Annotated in this window: 20 protein-coding genes; 10 read left to right on the top strand and 10 right to left on the bottom strand. The window is 59.9% G+C overall.

The features are described from left to right. Positions 1-42 precede the first annotated feature (42 nt). The 3 genes from N7E70_RS15405 (at position 43) to N7E70_RS15395 (ending at position 3,959) form a co-directional block, all read left to right on the top strand. Positions 43-2,436 carry a phosphoketolase family protein gene (locus N7E70_RS15405; protein WP_263006857.1) on the top strand — a complete coding sequence of 798 codons (2,394 nt, stop codon included), beginning with the start codon at positions 43-45 and terminating at the stop codon, positions 2,434-2,436. 15 nt (positions 2,437-2,451) lie between these two features. Further along, a complete protein-coding gene (locus N7E70_RS15400; protein ID WP_263006856.1) occupies positions 2,452-3,609 on the top strand; it encodes an acetate/propionate family kinase in 1,158 nt (385 codons plus the stop codon). A 140-nt stretch (positions 3,610-3,749) separates the two neighbouring features. After that, positions 3,750-3,959, top strand: coding sequence for a hypothetical protein (locus N7E70_RS15395; RefSeq protein ID WP_154384018.1), 210 nt, complete (start codon positions 3,750-3,752; stop codon positions 3,957-3,959). 160 nt (positions 3,960-4,119) lie between these two features. Here N7E70_RS15395 and N7E70_RS15390 read toward each other — a convergent pair whose 3' ends face one another. The 9 genes from N7E70_RS15390 to N7E70_RS15350 form a co-directional block, all read right to left on the bottom strand. Continuing rightward, on the bottom strand, positions 4,120-4,722 hold the full coding sequence (locus tag N7E70_RS15390; RefSeq protein ID WP_263006855.1) for a DedA family protein: 603 nt from the start codon (positions 4,720-4,722) through the stop codon (positions 4,120-4,122). Positions 4,723-4,726: 4 nt separating this feature from the next. Then, on the bottom strand, positions 4,727-5,107 hold the full coding sequence (locus N7E70_RS15385) for a hypothetical protein (protein ID WP_263006854.1): 381 nt from the start codon (positions 5,105-5,107) through the stop codon (positions 4,727-4,729). Positions 5,108-5,181: 74 nt separating this feature from the next. Beyond that, the gene (locus tag N7E70_RS15380) at positions 5,182-8,364 is read right to left on the bottom strand and encodes an efflux RND transporter permease subunit (protein ID WP_263006853.1); all 3,183 of its coding nucleotides are present in this window, start codon (positions 8,362-8,364) and stop codon (positions 5,182-5,184) included. 8 nt (positions 8,365-8,372) lie between these two features. Further along, the gene (locus N7E70_RS15375; RefSeq protein WP_263006852.1) at positions 8,373-9,335 is read right to left on the bottom strand and encodes an efflux RND transporter periplasmic adaptor subunit; all 963 of its coding nucleotides are present in this window, start codon (positions 9,333-9,335) and stop codon (positions 8,373-8,375) included. 11 nt (positions 9,336-9,346) lie between these two features. Continuing rightward, entirely contained in the window at positions 9,347-9,547 is a 201-nt protein-coding gene (locus tag N7E70_RS15370) for a YgaP family membrane protein (protein WP_067961455.1), read from the bottom strand. Between the two features lie 96 nt (positions 9,548-9,643). After that, positions 9,644-10,951 (bottom strand): NAD(P)/FAD-dependent oxidoreductase, encoded by a 1,308-nt coding sequence (locus N7E70_RS15365; RefSeq protein ID WP_263006851.1) that lies wholly within the window; start codon positions 10,949-10,951, stop codon positions 9,644-9,646. Positions 10,952-11,249: 298 nt separating this feature from the next. Further along, positions 11,250-12,521, bottom strand: a complete 1,272-nt coding sequence (locus N7E70_RS15360) for a sensor histidine kinase (protein WP_263006850.1) — start codon at positions 12,519-12,521, stop codon at positions 11,250-11,252. 17 nt (positions 12,522-12,538) lie between these two features. Then, the gene (locus N7E70_RS15355) at positions 12,539-13,240 is read right to left on the bottom strand and encodes a response regulator (RefSeq protein WP_263006849.1); all 702 of its coding nucleotides are present in this window, start codon (positions 13,238-13,240) and stop codon (positions 12,539-12,541) included. Between the two features lie 39 nt (positions 13,241-13,279). Beyond that, a complete protein-coding gene (locus N7E70_RS15350) occupies positions 13,280-13,840 on the bottom strand; it encodes a Spy/CpxP family protein refolding chaperone (RefSeq protein WP_263006848.1) in 561 nt (186 codons plus the stop codon). Positions 13,841-14,087: 247 nt separating this feature from the next. Between N7E70_RS15350 and N7E70_RS15345 the strand changes: the two genes are divergently transcribed. From N7E70_RS15345 to N7E70_RS15315, 7 genes are all read left to right on the top strand, one after another. Then, positions 14,088-14,753: a Crp/Fnr family transcriptional regulator gene (locus tag N7E70_RS15345; RefSeq protein ID WP_263006847.1), complete on the top strand. Its 666-nt coding sequence runs from the start codon at positions 14,088-14,090 to the stop codon at positions 14,751-14,753. A gap of 443 nt (positions 14,754-15,196) precedes the next feature. Then, positions 15,197-15,409, top strand: a complete 213-nt coding sequence (locus N7E70_RS15340) for a YgaP family membrane protein (protein WP_192315966.1) — start codon at positions 15,197-15,199, stop codon at positions 15,407-15,409. Then, positions 15,397-15,846 (top strand): YeeE/YedE family protein, encoded by a 450-nt coding sequence (locus N7E70_RS15335; RefSeq protein ID WP_263006846.1) that lies wholly within the window; start codon positions 15,397-15,399, stop codon positions 15,844-15,846. Before N7E70_RS15340 ends, N7E70_RS15335 begins: the two co-directional genes overlap by 13 nt. A gap of 3 nt (positions 15,847-15,849) precedes the next feature. Next, positions 15,850-16,299, top strand: a complete 450-nt coding sequence (locus N7E70_RS15330) for a DUF6691 family protein (RefSeq protein WP_263006845.1) — start codon at positions 15,850-15,852, stop codon at positions 16,297-16,299. A gap of 39 nt (positions 16,300-16,338) precedes the next feature. After that, positions 16,339-17,202 (top strand): MBL fold metallo-hydrolase, encoded by an 864-nt coding sequence (locus N7E70_RS15325; protein WP_067966444.1) that lies wholly within the window; start codon positions 16,339-16,341, stop codon positions 17,200-17,202. A gap of 28 nt (positions 17,203-17,230) precedes the next feature. Then, positions 17,231-17,563, top strand: coding sequence for a TIGR01244 family sulfur transferase (locus N7E70_RS15320; RefSeq protein ID WP_192315958.1), 333 nt, complete (start codon positions 17,231-17,233; stop codon positions 17,561-17,563). 80 nt (positions 17,564-17,643) lie between these two features. Then, on the top strand, positions 17,644-19,428 hold the full coding sequence (locus N7E70_RS15315) for a SulP family inorganic anion transporter (RefSeq protein WP_263006844.1): 1,785 nt from the start codon (positions 17,644-17,646) through the stop codon (positions 19,426-19,428). Positions 19,429-19,623: 195 nt separating this feature from the next. On the opposite strand, the gene N7E70_RS15310 is transcribed toward N7E70_RS15315, so the two are convergent. Further along, positions 19,624-21,216: an MBL fold metallo-hydrolase gene (locus N7E70_RS15310; protein ID WP_263006843.1), complete on the bottom strand. Its 1,593-nt coding sequence runs from the start codon at positions 21,214-21,216 to the stop codon at positions 19,624-19,626. Positions 21,217-21,344 lie beyond the last annotated feature (128 nt).

The raw sequence follows: 21,344 nt of genomic DNA, 5'->3' as shown, positions 1-21,344 counted from the left end.
CTACGCTCCCGAAGACATTTCCATCTTGGGAAGGAACGCGGAATGCAGAGCGCCAAGAAGTCACTCGCCGAAATCGACGACGCATTCGTCGATTCCGAAGAACTCCATCTGCTCCATCGGTATTGGCAGGCGGCGAACTACCTGTCGGTTGGGCAGATTTATCTGCTGGACAACCCTCTGCTGCGGGAACCGCTGAAGCCCGAGCACATCAAGCCACGCCTGCTTGGCCACTGGGGCACCACACCCGGACTCAACTTCATCTACGCACATCTGAACCGCCTCATCAGGAACCGCGACCTCGACATGATCTATGTCTGCGGGCCAGGCCATGGCGGACCGGGAATGGTGGCCAATACATATCTCGAGGGCAGCTATTCTGAGATCTACCCCGAGATCGGCCGCGACACCGACGGCATGCGCGCGCTCTTCCGGCAGTTTTCCTTCCCCGGCGGCATCCCCAGCCACGCCGCGCCTGAAACCCCCGGCTCCATCCACGAAGGCGGAGAGCTGGGCTATGCACTGGTTCATGCGTATGGGGCCGCCTTCGACAATCCCGATCTAGTCGTAGCCTGCGTGATAGGCGACGGCGAAGCTGAGACTGGCACGCTTGCAGCCTCATGGCACTCGAACAAGTTCTTGAGCCCTGTCCATGACGGCGCCGTCCTGCCGATCCTGCACCTCAATGGCTACAAGATCGCCAATCCGACGGTGCTTGCCCGCATCGACAAGTCCGAACTGCATGACCTTCTGACAGGTTACGGGCACGAACCCATCTTCGTCGAGGGTGAGGACCCTGTCGAAATGCATGGCAAGATGGCCATGGCGCTCGACACTGCATGTGATCGCATCGAGGCGATCCAGACGGCAGCAAGGCGGGAGGGTCGCGCCGAACGCCCCCGCTGGCCGATGATCGTATTGCGCAGTCCCAAGGGCTGGACTGGTCCCAAAGAGATAGACGGCAAGAAGACCGAAGGGTTCTGGCGGTCTCATCAGGTCCCGATCACTGATCCACGCCAAAACGAGGAGCATCTTCACATCCTGGAACAATGGATGCGGAGCTATGACCCCGACAATCTGTTCGACGATCAGGGAAGGCTGCGCGCGGAGCTGGCGGCATTGGCTCCTAAGGGGATCAGAAGGATGGGAGCCAACCCTCACGCCAACGGCGGTGGCCTCAAGCGCGACCTTGTCATGCCCGACTTCAGGTCGTTTGCGATCGATGTGCCATCACCCGGTTCAGTCAACGGGGAGGCGACGCGGACAATGGGACGGATGCTCAAGGAAATCGTCGAGCTGAACGCCGAGGCTCGGAACTTCCGCATCATGGGGCCCGACGAGACTGCTTCCAATCGGCTTGATCCAGTGTTCGCATCCACCGACCGGGTGTGGATGGCCGACATCGAGCCTTATGACGAGCACCTTGCCCGCGATGGGCGTGTCGTGGAGGTTTTGAGCGAGAATCTCTGCCAGGGCTGGCTGGAAGGCTATCTACTGACAGGGCGGCATGGGCTCTTCTCTTGCTACGAAGCCTTCATTCACATTGTTGACTCGATGTTCAACCAGCATGCCAAATGGCTAAAAGTTTCACGAGAATTGCCTTGGCGGCAACCGATCGCTTCGCTCAACTATCTTCTGACCTCGCACGTCTGGCGGCAGGATCACAACGGCTTCAGCCATCAGGATCCGGGCTTCGTCGACCTCGTGGCCAACAAGAAGGCGGACATAGTCCGCATCTATTTGCCTCCCGATGCCAACACCCTGCTTTGGGCAACTGACCATTGCCTGCGCACTTTTAACCGGATCAATGTGATCGTGGCTGGAAAGCAGCCCCAGCAACAATGGCTGAACATGGCCGACGCGATCGCCCACTGCCAAGCTGGAGCAGGCATCTGGCATTGGGCCGGCTCCGAAGACGACAGCGGCCCCGATGTTGTGATGGCCTGCGCCGGCGATGTACCCACGCTAGAGACACTTGCCGCGGTGGGCCTGCTGCGGGAAGCCCTGCCAGACCTGAAGATTCGTGTCGTCAACGTCGTGGATCTCATGACGTTGCAGTCGGCTAGCCAGCATCCCCACGGCCTCACAGATGCAGCTTTTGACGCATTGTTCACTGCGGACCGACCGGTCGTCTTCGCCTATCACGGCTACCCTTATCTGATCCATCGGTTGACCTATCGCCGCAACAACCACGAGAACATCCACGTTCGCGGCTTCCAAGAAGAAGGTACCACCACTACGCCTTTCGACATGACCGTGCTCAACAAGATGGACCGCTATCATCTCGCCATCGAAGCTATCGACCGCGTCCGCAACCTTGGGCCCAAGGCTGCAGAAGCGCGGGCCTATTTCGAGAACTGTCTCTCACAACACTGGCATTACGTCCGAGATCATGGAGAAGACATGCCCGAGGTGCGCAACTGGTCATGGCGGGGCTGAGAAAGGAAGAACCACATGGCTCTTCTGGCGCTGAACGCAGGATCTTCCAGCTTGAAATTCGGGCTGTTCACGCAGTCGCCTGCTGGCCCGGAGCAGTTGTTACGCGGCGTGTTCGATGGCCTTGGCGGATCTCCCCGTTTTTCGGCAAAGCACTCGTCGGGCCAAATTCTCGCCGACGGCCGACCTGTTGCCGCGAGATCAACGGTGTTGTTGCTGGAGGGACTTATCGAGTTTCTCCAGCCGTTCTTGGACGGCCGGCCGCTGGAGCTGGTCGGCCACCGCATAGTTCATGGCGGAAGCCGCTTTGTGACACCAACTCGCCTGTCGACGGACGTTATCGCCGCACTTGACGAACTCACCCCCATCGCCCCGTTGCACCAGCCCGCGAGCCTCGCGCCCGTCAGGGCGTTGGCTGAGCTACAGCCGGGCCTCGTGCAGATTGGCTGTTTCGACACGGCTTTTCATTCCTCGATGCGGCCGCCCGCCAGCCGATATGCGCTTCCCCGTCAGTTAGAAAGCGATGGCGTGCGTCGCTACGGCTTTCACGGCTTGTCCTATGAATATGTTTCCCACCATCTGGGCGAGATCTCACCTCGGCTTTTGCAGCAGAGGACTATTGTTGCCCATCTGGGCAGCGGCTGCAGTCTTTGCGCCATGGTCGACGGGAAGAGCCAGGACACGACCATGGGTTTCACCGCACTGGATGGGGTGATGATGGCCACACGCTGTGGTTCGATTGATCCCGGCATCCTGCTCTATCTGCAAAAAGCGCAAGGGCTGGGGGTCACCGAGGTCGAGGACCTGCTGTATCGTCGATCGGGCCTACTCGGCGTGTCGGGCATATCGGGCGACATGCGCGCCCTGCTTTCCAGCAGCGATCCACGGGCGACCGAGGCCATCGACTTGTTCGTGTTCAGCATTTCACGGGCCATTGCGGCTCTTGCCAGTTCGATCGAAGGCATCGAGCTTCTGGTTTTCACTGGAGGGGTCGGCGAACACGCAACAGAAATACGGCCGGCGATTTGCCGGCGACTCCAGTGGTTGGGGGTCAAACTCGATCCATCGCGCGACGGCGACGTGATCAGCCATCCCGACAGCAAGGTGGAGGTTCGTGTGATTGCCACGAACGAGGAACTGTCCATTGCCAGACAGATGTCCAAGTTTCAGTCCTGAAAGGTCGGTGCCCCGCGCAACCCTGCAGATCATTTGGCTTCCCACCCTGTTGACCCAAGTCAAAGCGTTGCCGTTGATGCGTTTCTAGGATTGAAGCGAACCGCTGCTGCGGCTCCGGGACATTCGGGCGGGGACAGCCAATGAAGTATCGCGAAGTTCAGGAACGCCTGCGTGCGGTGGGCGTAGCAATCAGCAAGCGAGGCGGCGTCATCCGGGTCAATTATTTCGGTGGCTTCGAAGGAAGCGCGAAATACACAACTGACCTGCAAGAGGCGCTGGCCCTCGGACTTGCGATGGCCAGGCCGGAGCATCTGCCCAAGATTTGGCTGTCAGTTCGACCAACCAACTAGTCCCGCAGCCGAGCGTTCCAGACCGTCTCGCTCGATGCCTCACGATCGTTCGGTTGTCAGGGCTCGGCGCAACCGACGAATGACAGCAGACCGTTGGGGGCCACCGGTAATCCGACAGGCTCCGGCCGGCGAGGATAACCTCGCCAAGAGCCTAATGCGACTACAACGAAGCCGAGCCAATCCGCCTTTCATATAGAATCTTCAGGCCAAGCAAACCGGCAACTACGGCAAACACAAGGAACCACGCCAAATCGCCGAGGATGTCGGCAACAGCCAGAATGCTGCGACTGAAAAGTATTCCCAACCCAACATACTGGAACACCCAGACAGCTTCGCCGAAGACACCCCAGACGGTAAAGCGTGACCAAGGATAGGCCATCATACCGGCAACAATGTTGACTCCCGGACCGAGCGGGCTAAGCAGCCACCTGGTAAGGAAGACACTGATTGCACCCCATCGGACAGTTGCTGTCCGCGCATGGCTAAGAGTGTCGGCCATGTGCAGCCTCTCGGCTAGCCTTTCGGCCAGCCCCTCGCTTCCCAGGCGGCCAATCAGGTAGCCCACCTGATCACCCAACACAGCGCCGGCAATCCCCCACGCGAAGATGGAGACCAAATCCAACTGGTCGCGCGCCACCAGCGAACCGGCCACGAGCAGGGCGAGCGACGAAGGAAGCGGTACGCCGAGGCTACCGAGAGCAAGGATGGCGAACAACGCAAAGGCACCATAGTCCGCGAGAAAAGCCATCGCCGCATCGCCCATGGGCCTAGCTGCCGCTCATTCTATCGGACAGACCGCCGTTCGATTGCTGCCGGCTCCTGCTTATGCTCGCTTCGATGGTGGATTTGAGCGCCTCAAACGAAACGCCCTTGGCCGATGCTATGTCGCCAAGGGTCCGCCTGTCCGAAACACCTGTCGGAAGATCAAGCGCACTGAACAGCGCTTTCGGCTCCAGATTGTAGGAGTGGGCCACATAGCCCACTGTCATCCATGGTTCGATCGGCTCGTCGCGGTGCGATGACCAATAGACCGCATGGACGGTCAGGCGAATCGCGAAGAACCCACTGGCAACAAGTGCGGTGACGAACGCAGCCAGCAGGATCAGATTTGCCAGGCGGCCCGGTATCTTGTTCGAGCGGATGCGCATTACCCTCCCCGACCTTGCATGTCTGTTGGAGTTCTTTCAGCGGGACTTGCCAGGGTCATTTGTTCATTTCTCATCTACGTCCTCAGCACCCTGTAGATCGCCGGGATGACGAGCACCGTGAGCAATGTCGACGAAGCAAGACCGAACAGCAGAGAGATGGCGAGCCCTTGGAAGATCGGATCCGACAGAATTACCGCCGCGCCAATCATGGCTGCGAGCGCGGTGAGTAGGATCGGTTTGAAACGAATTGAACCAGCTTCAATCAGTATCTCGGTCAGAGGCAGTTCGCCGGTGTTGGCATGACGGATAAAATCGACAAGCAAGATTGAGTTACGCACGATGATGCCGGCGAGCGCGATGAACCCGATCATAGAGGGCGCCGAGAACGGCGCGGAAAGCAGCCAATGGCCACCCAGTATGCCGATGAAGGTCAGCGGTATCGGTGTCAGGATCACAAGCGGCAGCTTGAAGGAGCCGAACTGCGCAACGACCAGAATGTATATGGCAAGCAGCGCGACCACAAATGCTGCGCCCATGTCGCGGAAGGTCACCCAGGTAACCTCCCATTCGCCATCCCAAAGGAGCGTCGAGGAACCCTCATCCTGCGGTTGGCCATGCAGCGAGATGACGGGCTTCGGAAGCCCCGTCCAGTCCTGCACATCGATGGCGTCCCGCACCGCAAGCATGCCGTAAAGGGGGGCTTCGAAAGTTCCAGCGAGTTCAGCCGTTACCATTTCGGCAGCGCGGCCATTGTGCCTGAATACCGGAAACGACGCACGTTCTTCGGCAACCCGCACAACGTCGCCGAGTTCGACAACGCCGCGATCGCCCGGCAGTACGTTGGCTGGAAGGGGCGTCGCCAAGAACTGCTCGTCGACAACCCTATCGCCCTTCGGCCGCTCTACGCGGATGGGAATTGGTTGCCGGCCGCCTCCGCGATGGGAATAGCCGACCGTCGTGCCGCCGTTGAGGATCGCGATCGTGTCGAAGACGTCGCTCTCTTCGACATGGAAGAACTCTGCGTCGTCGGTTGAAATCCGCATACGCAGGCGACGCGCGGGCTGCCCATAGGAATTGTCGATGTCGACGATGAATGGAACCGACCGAAAGGCCATCTCGACCTTCTCCGCGACTTTTCGCCGGGTCTCGCCATCGGGTCCGTAGACTTCTGCCAGAAGCGTTGCCATGACGGGTGGCCCAGGCGGCGGTTCGACGACCTTTAGGCTGGTGCCCGACGGCATGGACACGGCCTTGATGCGCTCTCGAATCTCGAGCGCGATCTGATGGCTGGAGCGGATGCGCTCCGCTTTGGGCAGAAGGTTTATGGCGACATCGCCCTGTTGCGGCTCCGTCCGATAGAAGGAATGGCGCACCAGGCCGTTGAAATTGAATGGTGCCGCAGCCCCGGCATGCGTCTGGACCGACATCACCTCCTCCAGAGCCAGAACTATGCGCGCGACCTCCTGCGCAACCCCGTCGGTTGCTTCGACGGAGGAGCCCTCGGGCAGGTCGATCGTGACCGATAGCTCTGACTTATTGTCGAAGGGAAGCAGCTTGACGGTCACATCCCTGGTGTAGAACAACGCAAGGGAACCGAGGGTAAGAATGCCGACTGCAAGCAGAAACGACCAGCTTGCGATTTTCGACGACAGGATCGGACGCGCCACGGCGGCATAGGTGCGGCCGAGCAGCCCGCCATGCCCCTGGTGGTGACTGATCGGGGTTGCCCTACCGGCGATCCTGAGCATCAACCAAGGTGTTACCGTGACAGCGACGAAGAACGAAAAGATCATCGCTGCCGACGCATTTGCAGGAATCGGGCTCATATAGGGTCCCATCATCCCCGACACGAAAAGCATCGGCAGAAGCGCAGCGACGACGGTAAGTGTCGCAACGATGGTCGGATTGCCGACCTCCGCAACCGCCTCAATTGCAGCATCCTTGCGTTCGCGGCCGTCGCCCATGCCCCAGTGGCGCGCGATGTTTTCGATGACGACGATTGCGTCGTCGACGAGAATGCCGATCGAGAAGATGAGGGCAAAAAGCGATATGCGGTTGAGCGTATAGCCCATCCACCACGAAGCGAAGAGGGTAAGCAGGATCGTTACGGGAATAACGACAGCGACGACTACGGCTTCACGCCACCCGATGGCCAGCCAGACAAGAAGGATGATCGAGACCGTGGCGAGCCCGAGATGATAAAGCAGCTCGTTCGCCTTTTCGTTGGCGGTCTCGCCATAATTGCGTGTGACTTCGACCGACACCTCGCCCGAAATGAGACTTCCTTTGAGCATTTCGACCCGGTGCAGGATCGATTCCGCAACTGTCACCGCATTCGAACCCGCACGTTTGGCAATGGCCAACGTGACCGAAGGAACGCGCGAAACTCCATTTTTCGATCGTAGGACCGTCGATACCAGAATTTCCCCCGTGTCGGTTGCGAAGGCAACGTCGGCCACGTCACGGACATAGACTGGACGGTTATCACGCGTCGTCACCAACAGATTGCCGATCTGGTTTGGTGAACTCAGCGTCTCGCCCGCAATGACGGCGATCTGCTCACCATTGTCCCTGGCCCCGCCAGCAGGAAAAGCCTTGTTGGCTCCGGAAACCTTCGCGGCAAGCTGCTGCAGCGTGACGCCGTAGAGAGCGAGCTTTTCGGGACGCGGCGCCACCCGTATGATCTCTGCCGTTTCGCCGACGAGATAAGTCAGGCCGACATCGTCGATCTTAGCAATCTCGGTGCGCAATTCGCGTGCGATGCGCGTCAAATCATTCGCCGTTATGCGATCGGCCATATTTGGGTTGGGCGAAAGCGTCAGCGTGACGATCGCAACATCGTCAATGCCGCGGCCGACGATGCGCGGTTCGGGGACGCCGAACGGGATGCGGTCCAAGTTCGCGCGGACCTTGTCATGGACACGCAACACCGCGGCGTCGGATGAAGTTCCGACGATGAAGCGTGCGGTTACCATCACTTGATCGTCGCCAGTTTGCGAATAGACGTGCTCCACGCCATCTATTCCTTTGACGATCATTTCCAACGGTTCGGTGACCAGCTTGACGGCATCATCGGCCTTCAGGCCGTCAGCGCGAACAAGGATATCAACCATCGGAACCGAAATCTGCGGCTCTTCCTCACGTGGCAATGTCAACAGAGCGACGAGTCCGAACGCGAAGGCAGCGACCAGGAACAGCGGCGTCAGTGGCGAGGCGATGAAAGCTCGCGTCAAGCCCCCCGCAATACCAAAACTCATCGGGAGCTTCATGGCGTGACCACGACATCGCCGACGGCGAGTCCAGTCAGGACCTCGACATAGTCCCCGTCAGAACGTGCGATCCGCTCGCCCAGCACAAGCGCCCGATCAATCTCGACGCCACCAACCATCACACGGACAAAATCGATGCCCGACCGGGCTTCAACGGATGCGACCGGTACGAGCAGCGCTGAGCGCTCGCCAACCGGAACCTCGACGAGCACACGGGCGCCGATAAAAGCCGTTTCCAGCTTTTCGACCTCGACGTCGGCGAGAACGCGGCCATTCTCGATCTGCGGGTAAATTTTTGCGAGACGGCCGGTCGAGTCCGCGCCGTTCGCATTAATACGGATCGAGGCCCCCTCTTTCAGCAGCGGAGCATGGCGTTCAGGCATCGCCAGGCGCAGGAAAACGCCGCCACCGCCTATCGTGGCCACCACTTCGCCGGCCATGATGACGGCGCCCCGCGTCACCGGCACGGTGAGCACGCGGCCAGCGCCGGGCGCGAATACTTCTCCCTCAGCGCCTTGCTGAACGATGACCGATCGTTGCGCCTCGCTCGCAGCCAGTTGGTTTTGTGTAACATCCGCATCGGTCCGAAGCTGGTCGAGACGCTGCGCGGTCATCACGCCCCTTTCGACCAGGGTCTGGCCGCGGGCAAACTCGGATCTTGCCGTGACAAGTTGCGCCTCAAGCGCGCGAATTTGCGCGTCGATCGCGGCGATCTGAAAAGCGATCTTGTCATCGCGAACGGTAGCGATCTTCTGCCCGGCCTTGATATTATCGCCCTCGCTCACATTGAGCTCGACGATTACCCCACCAATGCGGGCACGCGCAGGAATCGTGTCGCGTGCCTCGACCCGGCCATAGACCGCCTTCCACTCGATCACCGGGGTGGGAGCGAGCGTCACGGTTCCAGCCAATGCCGGGCCACACGCGAGCAGCCCGGCGAACAGAGGCAAGGATCGCATTTCGGCAAACCTTAAAAGGCGCGGCCCGGCTTGACGCCGAGCATCTTGAAGACGGCCGCTGCCGGGCAGAATCCAGTGAACGCGGATTGCACCAGATTCAGGCCAACAAAGACCGTGAGCCAAACGAACAAGGGCGAAACCCAAATCGTCAGCACCACCGAAAGCAGCACCATGATGCCGGCAAATGCGAGAACGGAACGGTCAAGCGTCATTGGTAACCTCCATCTGTCTGGAAAAGGCCTGCATAACTCTTGGATACGGAGCCGGAACGTGCCGCCGCATGTCCTGCTCGGCAAAGCATCGAGCACTTAGACATGCGGCGTAGCCGCGCCGTCATCGATCTTGATTTCCTTCAGCTTGTCGACGCCCATCATCTGCAAGGCGAGACGCTCGTAAAACGGCTCGGCCTTGCCTGTCCGGACCTTGTGCAGGAAATACCTCTCGAAGCCGACCTTCGCTGTGTGAACCCATTTGCCGGAGGACGACCAATTGACATTGCGCGGCGGGATTTGCGGCTGGGCGACGAAAGCAACGCCGGAATCGCCCAGGTCGGCCAAGCAAACCGCGTTCCATGTTGCTTGAGCATCCGGCTCGGCGCCCGTAACCAAGCGGCCAATGTTCCGGGCTGCAGCAGTCACCATGGATTCGATCATGAAGCCCGTTTTTGGAACGCCGGTCGGGACCGGCGTCTTTCCGAGAGGCGCGATGGCGACGCACACGCCGATTGCGAAAATATCCGGGTAGGAGGTGCTGCGCTGATGTTCGTCGACGACAATGAAGCCGCGAGCATTGGTTAGGCCTTCGATGCCAAATACGGCCGCAACACCGCGAAACGCCGGAAGCATCATTGAAAAGACTTGCGGAAGTTCGTGCGCCTTCTTCAAGGACCCGTCGTCGGCGATTTCCGAGACGAACATCTTACCCGGCTCGACGCGGTCAACCTTGGCATTGCAGATCCACTTGATGTGATGCTGACGCAACTCGCTTTCGAGAAGTCCCTTGGTGTCGCCGACACCGTCCAGGCCAAGGTGACCAATATACGGCTCCGAGGTGACGAAAGTCATCGGCACCCGATCGCGAACCTTGGCCTTGCGCAGCGCCTTTTCGAGGATGAATGCAAATTCGTAGGCAGGACCGAAGCACGAAGCGCCCTGCACAGCGCCGATGACCACTGGGCCTGGATTGTCGACCAACGCATCGAACGCCTTCTTTGTCTTGAGGGCATGGTCGATGTGACAGATGGACTGCGAGTTGTGGTCAGGTCCGAGCCCGTCGATCTCATCGAAAGCCAGTTCGGGACCCGTAGCAATCACCAGATAGTCGTAGGCAACAGAAGATCCGTCGTTGAGTTCGATGCTACGCTCTGCCGGTTTCAGCCGCTTGGCGCCTTGTGGATGCAGCGCGATGTCGTAGCGTGCAAACACCGGCGCAAGGTCGACTTCGATCGATTCCCTATCGCGCCAACCGACCGCAACCCAAGGGTTGGAAGGCACGAACGAATAGCGGTCTCCATTGGAAACAACCGAAACCTTGTGTTCTTTCCCAAGACCTTTGCGAAGCTCATAGGCCATGATCGTGCCGCCAAGCCCGGCACCGAGAACGACAACATGCGCCATGCCTTCCTCCCGCTGTGATGCCCTCGCGCACGCTACAAACCGTTGTTTCAGCGCCGCCGAACGCTTGTGATATACGGCCTCCTCACCAGTTCGGCCTTGATCTTTGTCAAGCGACCGACTGATACCGCCACAAGTGCCCCTGCCAGCAGTGAACGCCGTCTTGCCAGTCGACGCATCCTGGGAAACGCAATGAGTGAGCGTGTCTTACGGACACGGGGCCGCAGCTATTTCGACGCACACAGCAAAGACATCCCGGTTGATGGGCTGAGCACTGGAAGATCGGGGCTGACAGGACGGATCAACCGCTCGTCGGCGCTGGTCTTGCGATTGGCTGCGCCACGCTCGACGCCGGGAATTCCACGATGAAACACGCCCCACCCTCCGGCACCCTTTCATAGCGTACGGACCCTCGGTGGTGAGTAGCGATCTGGCGGACCAAGGATAGTCCAAGCCCCCAGCCGCCCTTGCTCTCGCTTCGTCCCGTCGGACGGTAGAACGGTTCGAAGACCCGTGTGCCCTCGCCGTCTGCAATGCCCTCGCCATGGTCTTTGACGCACAGGCGCACGATTGCCCCATCGGTCTCGACCTCGGCGATCACCGGCGGAGCCCCATGGCACAACGCATTCTGCATCAAATTTCGAACCAGGCGTCTCAACAACCGCACATCGCCCGAGATCATGGCGGTCGAGCCGGTGACCGCAACGTCGTTGCGCGCACCTTCTTCGGCTGCAAGTGCAAGCATGTCGACGGCTTCCACATGGTCCAGTTTTTGGACATGGTCGAGCCGGCTGGCCAACAGGATTTCCTCGACCAGGCTGTCGAGTTCCGAGAGGCTTTGCACGATCTCTCGCTTCGTTGCCTGATCGGCCGAACGCTCGTAGAGATCTATGGCCATGCGAAGCCTTGCCAACGGCGAACGCAGTTCATGGCTGGCATTGGCGAGCAGGGATCGGTGCGCGTCGACCAGACGTTCGATGCGATCGGCCGCAATGTTGAAACTCCGCGCGACTGCTGCGACTTCATCGCTGCCACTCGCCGCAACCCGGGTTCCAAGCTCGCCTGCCCCCCAAATTTCCACGCCGCGGCGCAGACGCTCCAACCGCCGCGTCAGATGACGAACCACAGGATAGGCTGCAAGGCCGATGACACCGGCGATGACTGCCAGATAGCCAAGGGGATTTCGTCCACCCGGCCCCAGGGGCATGCGGGCCTGTATGACCCGTCCATCCGCCAGTCGAATTGCAAACGGCCGTTTGCCATCGTGCGACTGACGCGAGCCGGGCGCATCGAATTTGAACGGTTCTCCAGCACTGGCAATCAATTGTTCATGCGGGTTGTATAGCGCCAAGTCGGCTGCGAAGGCGTCCGCAAGCCGGTCAAGCGTGATCTTGAGCATAGCCGGATCGTCGGTCACTGGTAACATTGTGGCGATGAATTTGTCACGCCGGCCGCCCCATCCCCGGTCCAGCTCGTCCTGCCCCAGCCGGACAAAGAACGCACTCGTGAATGCGACTACGGCCAAACTGGCCAGCAGCGTGAGGTAGACCTTGAGGAAGAGGCTGTTGCGCACCACAGTTTCGCCCCGACTTATTTCTGATCGTCCTGAAAGCGTGCGAAAACATAGCCGGCGCCGCGCACGGTTACGATGCGACGCGGGTGTTTGGGACTATCCTCGATTGCCGCCCTGATCCGAGAAATATGCACATCGATCGACCGATCGAACGCTTCGAGTTCCTCGCCTTTGACAAGGTCCATCAGTTGCTCGCGCGACAGCACACGTCCGGCATTCTCCGCCAATGCAACGAGAAGGTCGAATTGATAGCTGGTCATCGGACAATCGCGGCCATCGATACGGACTGAACGAGAACCGGGATCTATCTCGAGCCGCCCGGACCGAAGGATGCGTGATGCGGTCAGATCGCCGCCACGGCGCCGCCGCAGTATAGCCTTGAGACGCGCCAGCAGTTCGCGCGGATTAAACGGCTTTGGCAAGTAGTCGTCTGCGCCCAACTCCAGCCCGATAATCCGGTCCGTCTCATCCCCTTTCGCCGTGAGCATAAGAATGGCCACGTCCGATACGGCGCGCATGCGGCGGCAGGCCTCGAAGCCGTCCAGGTCGGGCAGCATGACGTCGAGAATTACCGCGTCTGGCGAACGCCGTTGCACATCAGCGAGGCCGGCATGCCCGGTTGCCGCAGTGTGGACGACGTAGCCATTTCCCGAGAGATAGTCCGCGATCATGGCGGACAGGCGTGTGTCGTCATCGATGATCAGCACCTGTTCCGCCATGGCCGGGACTCTCCGGATTTCAACCTTGCAGTTGAAATCCTACCACCGGCCGTGGCCTCCGCGCGCCTTGAAACGCTCCAGAATCTTTGCCCTTTGTTCTGGCGTCAGGATTTCTGCTGCATCGACAAGAGTGGCCGTCATTTTGCGCGAGGCGGCATCGATCGCGGCAACGCGCTCACTACGCAACGTTTCGATCGCAGACCGGTCGATAGTCGGCGCGCCCAGAATGTCGGCAGCGGCGTTGCGCGTGTCCCTGAAGTCGTCGAGCATCGGAGCGATCTCATCTCGGGCAGAACCGAAGAGCTCCTTCAGCTTCTTCGACTGTTCCGGTGTGGCATCGATATCTTCCATCATATGCTCCATCCGGCGCTCCGAGAAGCCACCGCGGCCCATAGAAGCATCCATCATCTGGTGTCCCTTGCCAAAATGCAGCATTCCGTGCCCATCTCCGAACTCGCCACTGTTGGCCACAGCAAGTCCAATGCCAGCGACTGCTGCGGCAGCAAGGCCGCCGATAACGATGCGCCGTCCCCAGCTACGCGACCCAGTTGCGGTGTTCGGAGCCAATGGGGCCTGCATATCCTGCTTGTCGTTGTCCATGATCGTTTCCTTGGTTAGGCGGCACTTGCTGCCGCGATAACGCCAGACTGGAGGGTCAACGTTTCTCGAGTGACGGGGAAGTGTGAAGAAATGTGAAGGTGCCTCCCTGTCGACCAGGTTTCCGAGGACGCTCTTTGACTTGGCTCAAGGCGGTGAGCGATGGCGGTTGGCAGATATATGTCGCTGCATCCGGTGAGCGGGTTTCAGTCTGCCCTGCGGAATACCGCAATAATGGAGTGCGATCGTTTTGACTGACTGGATCAAGCAGTTTCCGGGCTTGTCCCGTATCGAGCCGGCCGTACGCGACGCGCTGACCCGAAAGAGCGCCATAATTGCGGTCCCGCAAGGCACTGTGATCTTCGGTCCTGGCAAGTCACCCGAGAACCTGCTTCTGCTGCTGGAAGGCAGGGTGCGGGTGCAGCAGGTCTCGGAAGGTGGCCGCGAGATAGTCCTTTATCGGGTCGAGGCTGGACAAAGCTGCGTACTGACGACCGCCTGCCTGTTGGCCCACGAAGACTATTCCGCCCAGGGCATCGCCGAAACCAACGTGCGCGCCGTGGCCATCCCGCGCGCGGTCTTCGATGACCTGGTCTCCCAGTCGGTCGCTTTCCGCAGTTTCATATTCACCGCCTATTCCAAAAGGATCACCGATCTGTTTCAGGTCATCGAAGACATCGCGTTCCAGCGCGTCGATATCCGGCTGGCGCAGAAGCTGATCGATCTGGAACGTGGCGCAAGACAGATCAAAGCCACGCATCAGCAGATGGCAGCCGAACTGGGCACCGCGCGCGAGGTTGTCTCGCGCCAGTTAGGCGAGTTTCAGCGACGGGGATGGATTCGGCAGTCGCGCGGGACGATCGATCTGGTGGATATTGCCGGGTTAGAAAGACTAGCCGCCCTGGATGCGGGATAGATCTCATGGTTTCTCGTGAACAGTAGCTATCGCTGATGCTCAGGGCTCCAACGCTAGAACTCAAAAAGGCCAGAGAGGGCTAGGCGCACACCGGTGAAGAACACGGGCTGCCTGAGGGTCAAAATGGCCTCCGGACGACTTGGAAGCAGTACCCGCGCGGGCGCCAGCCGGGCTCTCCCACGCCCGAGTTCGCACCCAATCTGATCGCCCGGCAAGGCCCGCGAGCCGACCACCACGCCAAGCCGCGACCAATGCTCCGCCAAGATTACCAAGGAACTTGATACCGGCACAGCGGAGACAGGCAAGCGCAGCCTCGGTATCGCCCCTTTCGCCGCCCCGTCAGCCTGCAAGTCCCGCCATTCACTTCCGCTTGGTGACATCGTCACTGAACGGCGGATCGAAAGGGCATAGGCAGGTCCCGTATTCAACAGGAGATCAGGACAATGATTGCCAATGTAGGAACCATAGACCGGGCTCTTCGTCTTGTCCTCGGCGTGGGGCTGATCGCTGCGGCGTTGTTCAGCAGTTGGGACGTCTTTGACAGCGTTGCACTAGAATATGGCGCTGTGGTCGTGGGCATTGTGATGCTGGCGACTGCCATGTTCCGCTTCTGCCCACTCTACGCGGTGCTGGGGGCCACGACGTGCCGGAACTGACCACCATCGAAACCCTTTTCACCCCGTGGCAATCCCTCTCAGGCGGCATTCTGATCGGGCTGGCCTCGGTGCTGCTGATGCTGACCCTTGGCCGGATCATGGGAGCCACCGGCGTCCTGGCAGGTGTTCTGACGCCGTCCGCGCATCCAGATACCGGTTGGCGGCTTGCATTGCTGGCCGGGATGATCAGCGGGCCGCTTGTTACGCTGGCTGTGACCGGGCAGATGCCCGCAGTCGAGGTAACCGTGTCCATGCCGATGCTTCTGGTGGGCGGCGTGCTGGTCGGGATCGGCGTGACCTACGGATCCGGCTGCACCTCGGGACACGGGGTTTGCGGGGTGGCGCGCCTGTCGCGCCGGTCCATTGCGGCAACATTGACCTTCATGCTGACCACCGGGGTGACCGTCTATGTCATCCGTCATGTTCTGGGGGCCTGACACATGCGACTTCTGACGTCCTATCTCATCGGCCTTGTCTTTGGCGTGGGCATTTCGATTTCGGGCATGGCCAACCCAGCCAAGGTGCTCAACTTCTTCGATGTGACAGGCAACTGGGACCCAAGCCTCATCTTCGTCATGGGAGGGGCGGTTGTCATCGCCTTCCTTGGTTATCGTATTGTCTTGCGCAGGACCTCGCCGATCATCGACGCGAAATTCCACTTGCCCGACAATCTGCGCATCGACGCCCGTCTGCTCGCCGGCTCGGCCGTGTTTGGCGTGGGCTGGGGCATCGCCGGGTTCTGCCCGGGGGCCGCGCTCCCCGCCTTGGGAACTGGCCGGATCGAGGTCGTCGCCTTCGTGGCGGCGCTGATCGCCGGCATCTTTGGCGCCAAGGGCCTAATGGCCCTGAGCGGTGCGCGCGCAGCCCGCGTGCTGCGCCGCGAAACCTGAACCAGAAAGGAGACTGCCGTGACAGATTATCCGATCAACATGTCCGTCAAACCACAGGTCGAGGCATTCTTCGACCCGGCAACCAATACCATCAGCTATGTGGTGAAAGACCCGTCCTCGAACGCCTGTGCCGTGATCGATTCCGTCATGGACATCGACTATGCGGCGGGACGGATCACCTATGACCATGCCGACGCCATCATCGACCATATCCGCAAGCACGGCCTGAAGCTGGAGTGGATCATCGAGACCCATGTGCATGCCGACCACCTTTCCGCCGCGCCCTACATTCAGAGCGCTCTCGGCGGCAAGATTGGCATCGGCGACAAGATCATGGTCGTTCAGGACACGTTCGGCAAGATTTTCAACGAAGGCACCGAGTTCCAGCGCGACGGCAGCCAGTTCGACGCCCTATTCGAGGATGGCGACACCTACAAGATCGGCAACATGCAGGCGGTGGCAATCTACACCCCCGGCCATACGCCGGCCTGCATGGTTCATGTCATGGGTGACGCGGCTTTCGTGGGAGATACACTGTTCATGCCCGATGGCGGATCGGCGCGCGCCGATTTCCCCGGCGGCGATGCCGCCACACTTTACGACAGCATCCAGAAGGTGCTGGCTTTGCCAAACGAGATGCGCCTGTTCATGTGCCACGACTACGGTCCCAATGGCCGCGACATCCAGTGGCAAACCACGGTGGCCGCGGAAAAAGAACACAACATCCATGTCGGCAAAGGAGCCACCAAGGAGCAGTTCGTGAATTTGCGCACCGAACGTGATGCAACGCTGGCGATGCCAAAACTCATCATCCCGTCGCTCCAGGTGAACATGCGCGCAGGCGAGGTGCCGACCGACAAAGACGGCCGGCCAATGCTCAAAGTACCCATCAACGCGCTTTGACCTCTGACCTCCATTCAAGGACAAGAAAATGCAGGACATCAAACACATCACGCCGGATTTCGCGGTCAGCCCGCAGATTGCGCCTGTACAACTCGCCGACCTGAAGGCCGCGGGCTTTACAACAGTGATCTGCAACCGCCCCGATCACGAGGATGCAGGCCAGCCAAGCTTTGCCGAGATCAAAGCCGCCGCCCAGGTCGCAGGGCTTGAAGCGTTCCACATTCCGGTCACGCCAGGTCAAGCAACCAGGGTTGACGTTGTCGCTTTCGACACCGCCGTGGCCACGGCTCAAGGCAAGGTTCTGGCCTATTGCCGTACGGGCGCCCGGGCGCAGAGCCTCTTTGCCGCGATCCAGGGATGAACCCGGCAGTCTGCCCCTTTCTGCAGACGCATTGAAGCCGCCTCTCTTGGACCATGAAGAACCCAGAAAAGTCTCGTCCCATGTCCGCCATATCGCTCGCCCGCTATCTTCCGATCCTGCAATGGGGCCGGACCTATGACCGTCACGCCCTGACGGGCGACCTGCTGGCGGCAGTGATCGTGACGATCATGCTGATCCCTCAGTCACTGGCCTATGCGCTTCTGGCGGGATTGCCGCCGGAAGCCGGGCTCTATGCCTCGATCGCGCCAGTCATCCTTTACGCGATCTTCGGTACCAGCAGGGCGTTGGCCGTGGGACCAGTGGCGGTGGTGTCACTGATGACGGCCGCGGCCATCGGCAACATCGTCGAACAGGGGACCATGGGCTATGCCGTGGCCGCCCTCACCCTTGCAGGATTGTCTGGGGCAATCCTGCTGGCGATGGGGCTCCTTAAGCTGGGATTTCTCGCCAACTTCCTGTCACATCCCGTCATCGCAGGCTTTATCACAGCATCCGGCATCCTCATTGCGACCAGCCAGATCAAACATATTCTGGGCGTAAGAGCAGGTGGCGACACTCTGCCTGCAATGGTCGTATCACTGGCCGACAACCTCATTGCGACCAACTGGATCACCCTGGTGATCGGGATCGGTGTCACCGGGTTTCTGTTCTGGGTCCGCAAGGGTTTGAAACCGATGCTGCGCCAACTCGGCCTTGGCCCGCGCCTGGCGGATGTGGTGACCAAGGCCGGTCCTGTGCTTGCCGTGGCCGTGACGACGGTCGCAGTCTGGGGCCTCGGACTGGATGCAAAGGGAGTGCAAATCGTTGGTGACGTGCCACAGGGCCTGCCGCCGCTAACGCTGCCCTCATTTTCCACCAATCTGATCGGGCTTCTGCTGCTTCCCGCATTGTTGATTTCGGTCATCGGATTCGTGGAATCCGTCTCGGTCGCGCAGACGCTCGCCGCCAAGAAACGACAGCGGATAGACCCCGACCAGGAACTGATCGGACTGGGCGCCGCCAACATCGGGGCGGCTTTCACGGGAGGATACCCGGTGACGGGTGGCTTCGCTCGATCGGTGGTAAACTTCGATGCAGGGGCCGAGACGCCTGCCGCCGGCGCCTTTACCGCAATAGGGTTGGCCGTCGCAGCCATAGCGCTAACCCCGCTGATATACTTCCTCCCCACGGCCGCCTTGGCCGCGACGATCATCGTGGCGGTGCTTTCGTTGGTCGATTTCTCGATCTTGAAGCGCAGTTGGACCTACTCGAAGGCAGATTTCGTCGCCGTGGCCTCGACGATCGCTCTGACCCTCGCGATGGGCGTAGAGACCGGCGTATCAACGGGAGTGGTGCTATCCATCGCACTACATCTCTACAGATCCTCGCGTCCACATATTGCAGAGGTTGGCCTTGTTCCAGGCACCCAGCATTTCCGCAATATCCGACGCCACACCGTCCTCACCGACCCTACCCTTCTCACCATCCGCATCGACGAGAGCCTCTACTTCGCCAACGCTCGTTTTCTCGAGGATTACGTCGCCGATCGCGTCGCCTCCGATTGCCCGATCAGAAACGTGGTGGTGATGTGCTCTGCCATCAACGAGATCGATCTCAGCGCACTGGAAAGCCTGGAGGCGATCAACCATCGCCTGAGGATGATGGAAGTGAAGATGCACCTGTCGGAAGTGAAAGGCCCGGTGATGGACCGGTTGAAAAGATCCCATTTCCTCGATGCGCTGACGGGGCAGGTGTTTCTGTCGCAATACGACGCGATGCAGACCCTTGCCCCCAAACAGGGCCTGAACCACCCGGACAACCCAAGTCATGCCGCGAGCACCTGTTCAAGGTCAGATCCGGGGTAAGCCGTGACATCACCTCTCGCCTTAACCGATGCGGGTGCGTCCCCCATCGTCGAATTGGCTCCTGGGCAGCGTCCGCTTTTGGATGGCTCGAAACAGGCGTTCGACACGGCCCGCAAGCGGCTGGGGGATCCGCGTCGAGATGATGGCTCGGACATCCGCTCCTGGGCGGCATGCAGAGAGAACTGGTCGGCAAGCTCAAGGTCGGCCCTCAGTGATGAGGGCTCGGCGCAACCGACGAATGACAGCAGACCGTCCGCGTTCGTCCGCCTGCTGACTGACGGCCTGGCTTACATCGAGCAGCAATTCCGATAACTCGTTGTGCCAATCAAGGCGGGCGACCTTGCCCGGCAACAGACGCTTCGGTTCGTTGAAATCAACCCTTTGCGCGCCGGCCCTACCGAGATCGAAGGCTTCGTCGAGTTGCGGTGCAATGATACGTTCCGGAGAGATGAATGCCGCCAAGCGTGCCTTCAATCCGGACAAGCCAGATTCTTCGCCATGGGTCAGGAATACCCCTTCATGGATAGGCAGGCGCGCCCTTACCCAATCCTCGAGCTCGCTGGCATCGGCGTGGCCCGAATACAGGTCGAGCAGTCTGATCCGAGCCTTGACTTGAAACTCCTCTCCCTGAATTCGTACCCGTTCGGCCCCGTCGAGGAGAATGCGTCCCAGCGTTCCCTGGGCCTGAAATCCGGCAAGCATCACTGTTGCGTTCCTTCGCCACAGATTCGCCTTCAGATGGTGTCGGATGCGACCTGCATCGCACATGCCGCTTGCTGCGATCACGACGTAGAACCCGCTAAGGCGATTGATCGCCTTGCTTTGCTCAACCGTTTCCGTGAAGCGAATCTCACGAGAACTGAGGGCCTGCCTGAGCACATCGCCTTCCTGGATTTCGTCGGCATGTCGCTCGAAGATTGTGCTGGCGCGAGTGGCTAGCGGCGAATCCACGAAGACATCGGCCTTGGGAATCTGCCCTTCGCGCATCAACCAGAACAGGTCGACAAGCAACTCCTGCGTTCGTTCGACGGCAAACGATGGGATGATAAGCGGACCACTTGCGGCGAGCGCGCCTTGCACTTCTTGCAAGAGCAGGGACCTACGTCGCTGAGGGGTGATTTCTCCTCGCTCCCGATCTCCGTAGGTCGATTCGCAAATCAGATAGTCGACATCCGTCGGCGCTTCCGGATCCGGCTGCAGAAGTTTGTGGGCCGGACCGACATCTCCGGAAAACAATAGTCTGAGCGGCTTGTCCGAAAAATTGATCTCAATTTCGACTGAAGCGGACCCCAACAGATGCCCGGCGTTCCAGAACCTAACCCGAACACCAGCTACGACTTCGAACCATTCTTTATATTGCCTGGCATGGAAGAGCGTCATGCACTTTGCCGCGTCTTCCGCCGTGTATATGGCGGCTACTGCCATACGACCCCGTTGGGCGTTGCGGCGATTGAGGTGCTCAACTTCCATTTCCTGGATGTGAGCGCAATCGGGCAGCATGACCGAGCAGAGATCGATCGTGGCTCGGGTAGCATGTATGGGGCCGGAGAACCCATGCTTCATCAGCTTGGGAAGCAACCCACTGTGATCGATGTGGGCATGGGTCAGCACGACCGCGTCAATCCTGCTCGGATCGAATGGAAAGTCTCCGTAATTGAGCTCCCGTTCAGATTTCGACCCTTGGAAGAGACCACAGTCGATCAGGATGCGCTCGTTCCCGACTTCAAGCTCGTAACAAGAGCCTGTCACCGCATGAGCCGCGCCATGAAAACGTAGACGTGGCACCATTTCTTGACGCTCCGCGAAGGTTCCCGTTTTGGCGTGGTCCGCCAACCTAGACGCAAGTCTGCCAGGTTTCACTTTGCAAGCCTTGACTGGGGTCAATTTTCGGCCTGCTATTTTGAACCCATCCGGAA

The organism is Aminobacter sp. NyZ550 (assembly GCF_025628925.2).
GTDB lineage: Bacteria > Pseudomonadota > Alphaproteobacteria > Rhizobiales > Rhizobiaceae > Aminobacter > Aminobacter ciceronei.
Note: the sequence above shows the minus strand (reverse complement) of the source record. Positions and strands in the feature narration are given on the sequence as shown.

Coding starts and splice junctions, on each gene's coding strand:
- N7E70_RS15315 (WP_263006844.1), top strand. CDS start 17,644: ATGTCCGCCATATCGCTCGCCCGCTATCTTCCGATCCTGCAATGGGGC.
- N7E70_RS15320 (WP_192315958.1), top strand. CDS start 17,231: ATGCAGGACATCAAACACATCACGCCGGATTTCGCGGTCAGCCCGCAG.
- N7E70_RS15310 (WP_263006843.1), bottom strand. CDS start 21,216: ATGGTGCCACGTCTACGTTTTCATGGCGCGGCTCATGCGGTGACAGGC.
- N7E70_RS15340 (WP_192315966.1), top strand. CDS start 15,197: ATGATTGCCAATGTAGGAACCATAGACCGGGCTCTTCGTCTTGTCCTC.
- N7E70_RS15325 (WP_067966444.1), top strand. CDS start 16,339: ATGTCCGTCAAACCACAGGTCGAGGCATTCTTCGACCCGGCAACCAAT.
- N7E70_RS15330 (WP_263006845.1), top strand. CDS start 15,850: ATGCGACTTCTGACGTCCTATCTCATCGGCCTTGTCTTTGGCGTGGGC.
- N7E70_RS15380 (WP_263006853.1), bottom strand. CDS start 8,364: ATGAGTTTTGGTATTGCGGGGGGCTTGACGCGAGCTTTCATCGCCTCG.
- N7E70_RS15395 (WP_154384018.1), top strand. CDS start 3,750: ATGAAGTATCGCGAAGTTCAGGAACGCCTGCGTGCGGTGGGCGTAGCA.
- N7E70_RS15385 (WP_263006854.1), bottom strand. CDS start 5,107: ATGCGCATCCGCTCGAACAAGATACCGGGCCGCCTGGCAAATCTGATC.
- N7E70_RS15390 (WP_263006855.1), bottom strand. CDS start 4,722: ATGGGCGATGCGGCGATGGCTTTTCTCGCGGACTATGGTGCCTTTGCG.
- N7E70_RS15355 (WP_263006849.1), bottom strand. CDS start 13,240: ATGGCGGAACAGGTGCTGATCATCGATGACGACACACGCCTGTCCGCC.
- N7E70_RS15400 (WP_263006856.1), top strand. CDS start 2,452: ATGGCTCTTCTGGCGCTGAACGCAGGATCTTCCAGCTTGAAATTCGGG.
- N7E70_RS15365 (WP_263006851.1), bottom strand. CDS start 10,951: ATGGCGCATGTTGTCGTTCTCGGTGCCGGGCTTGGCGGCACGATCATG.
- N7E70_RS15405 (WP_263006857.1), top strand. CDS start 43: ATGCAGAGCGCCAAGAAGTCACTCGCCGAAATCGACGACGCATTCGTC.
- N7E70_RS15350 (WP_263006848.1), bottom strand. CDS start 13,840: ATGGACAACGACAAGCAGGATATGCAGGCCCCATTGGCTCCGAACACC.
- N7E70_RS15375 (WP_263006852.1), bottom strand. CDS start 9,335: ATGCGATCCTTGCCTCTGTTCGCCGGGCTGCTCGCGTGTGGCCCGGCA.
- N7E70_RS15370 (WP_067961455.1), bottom strand. CDS start 9,547: ATGACGCTTGACCGTTCCGTTCTCGCATTTGCCGGCATCATGGTGCTG.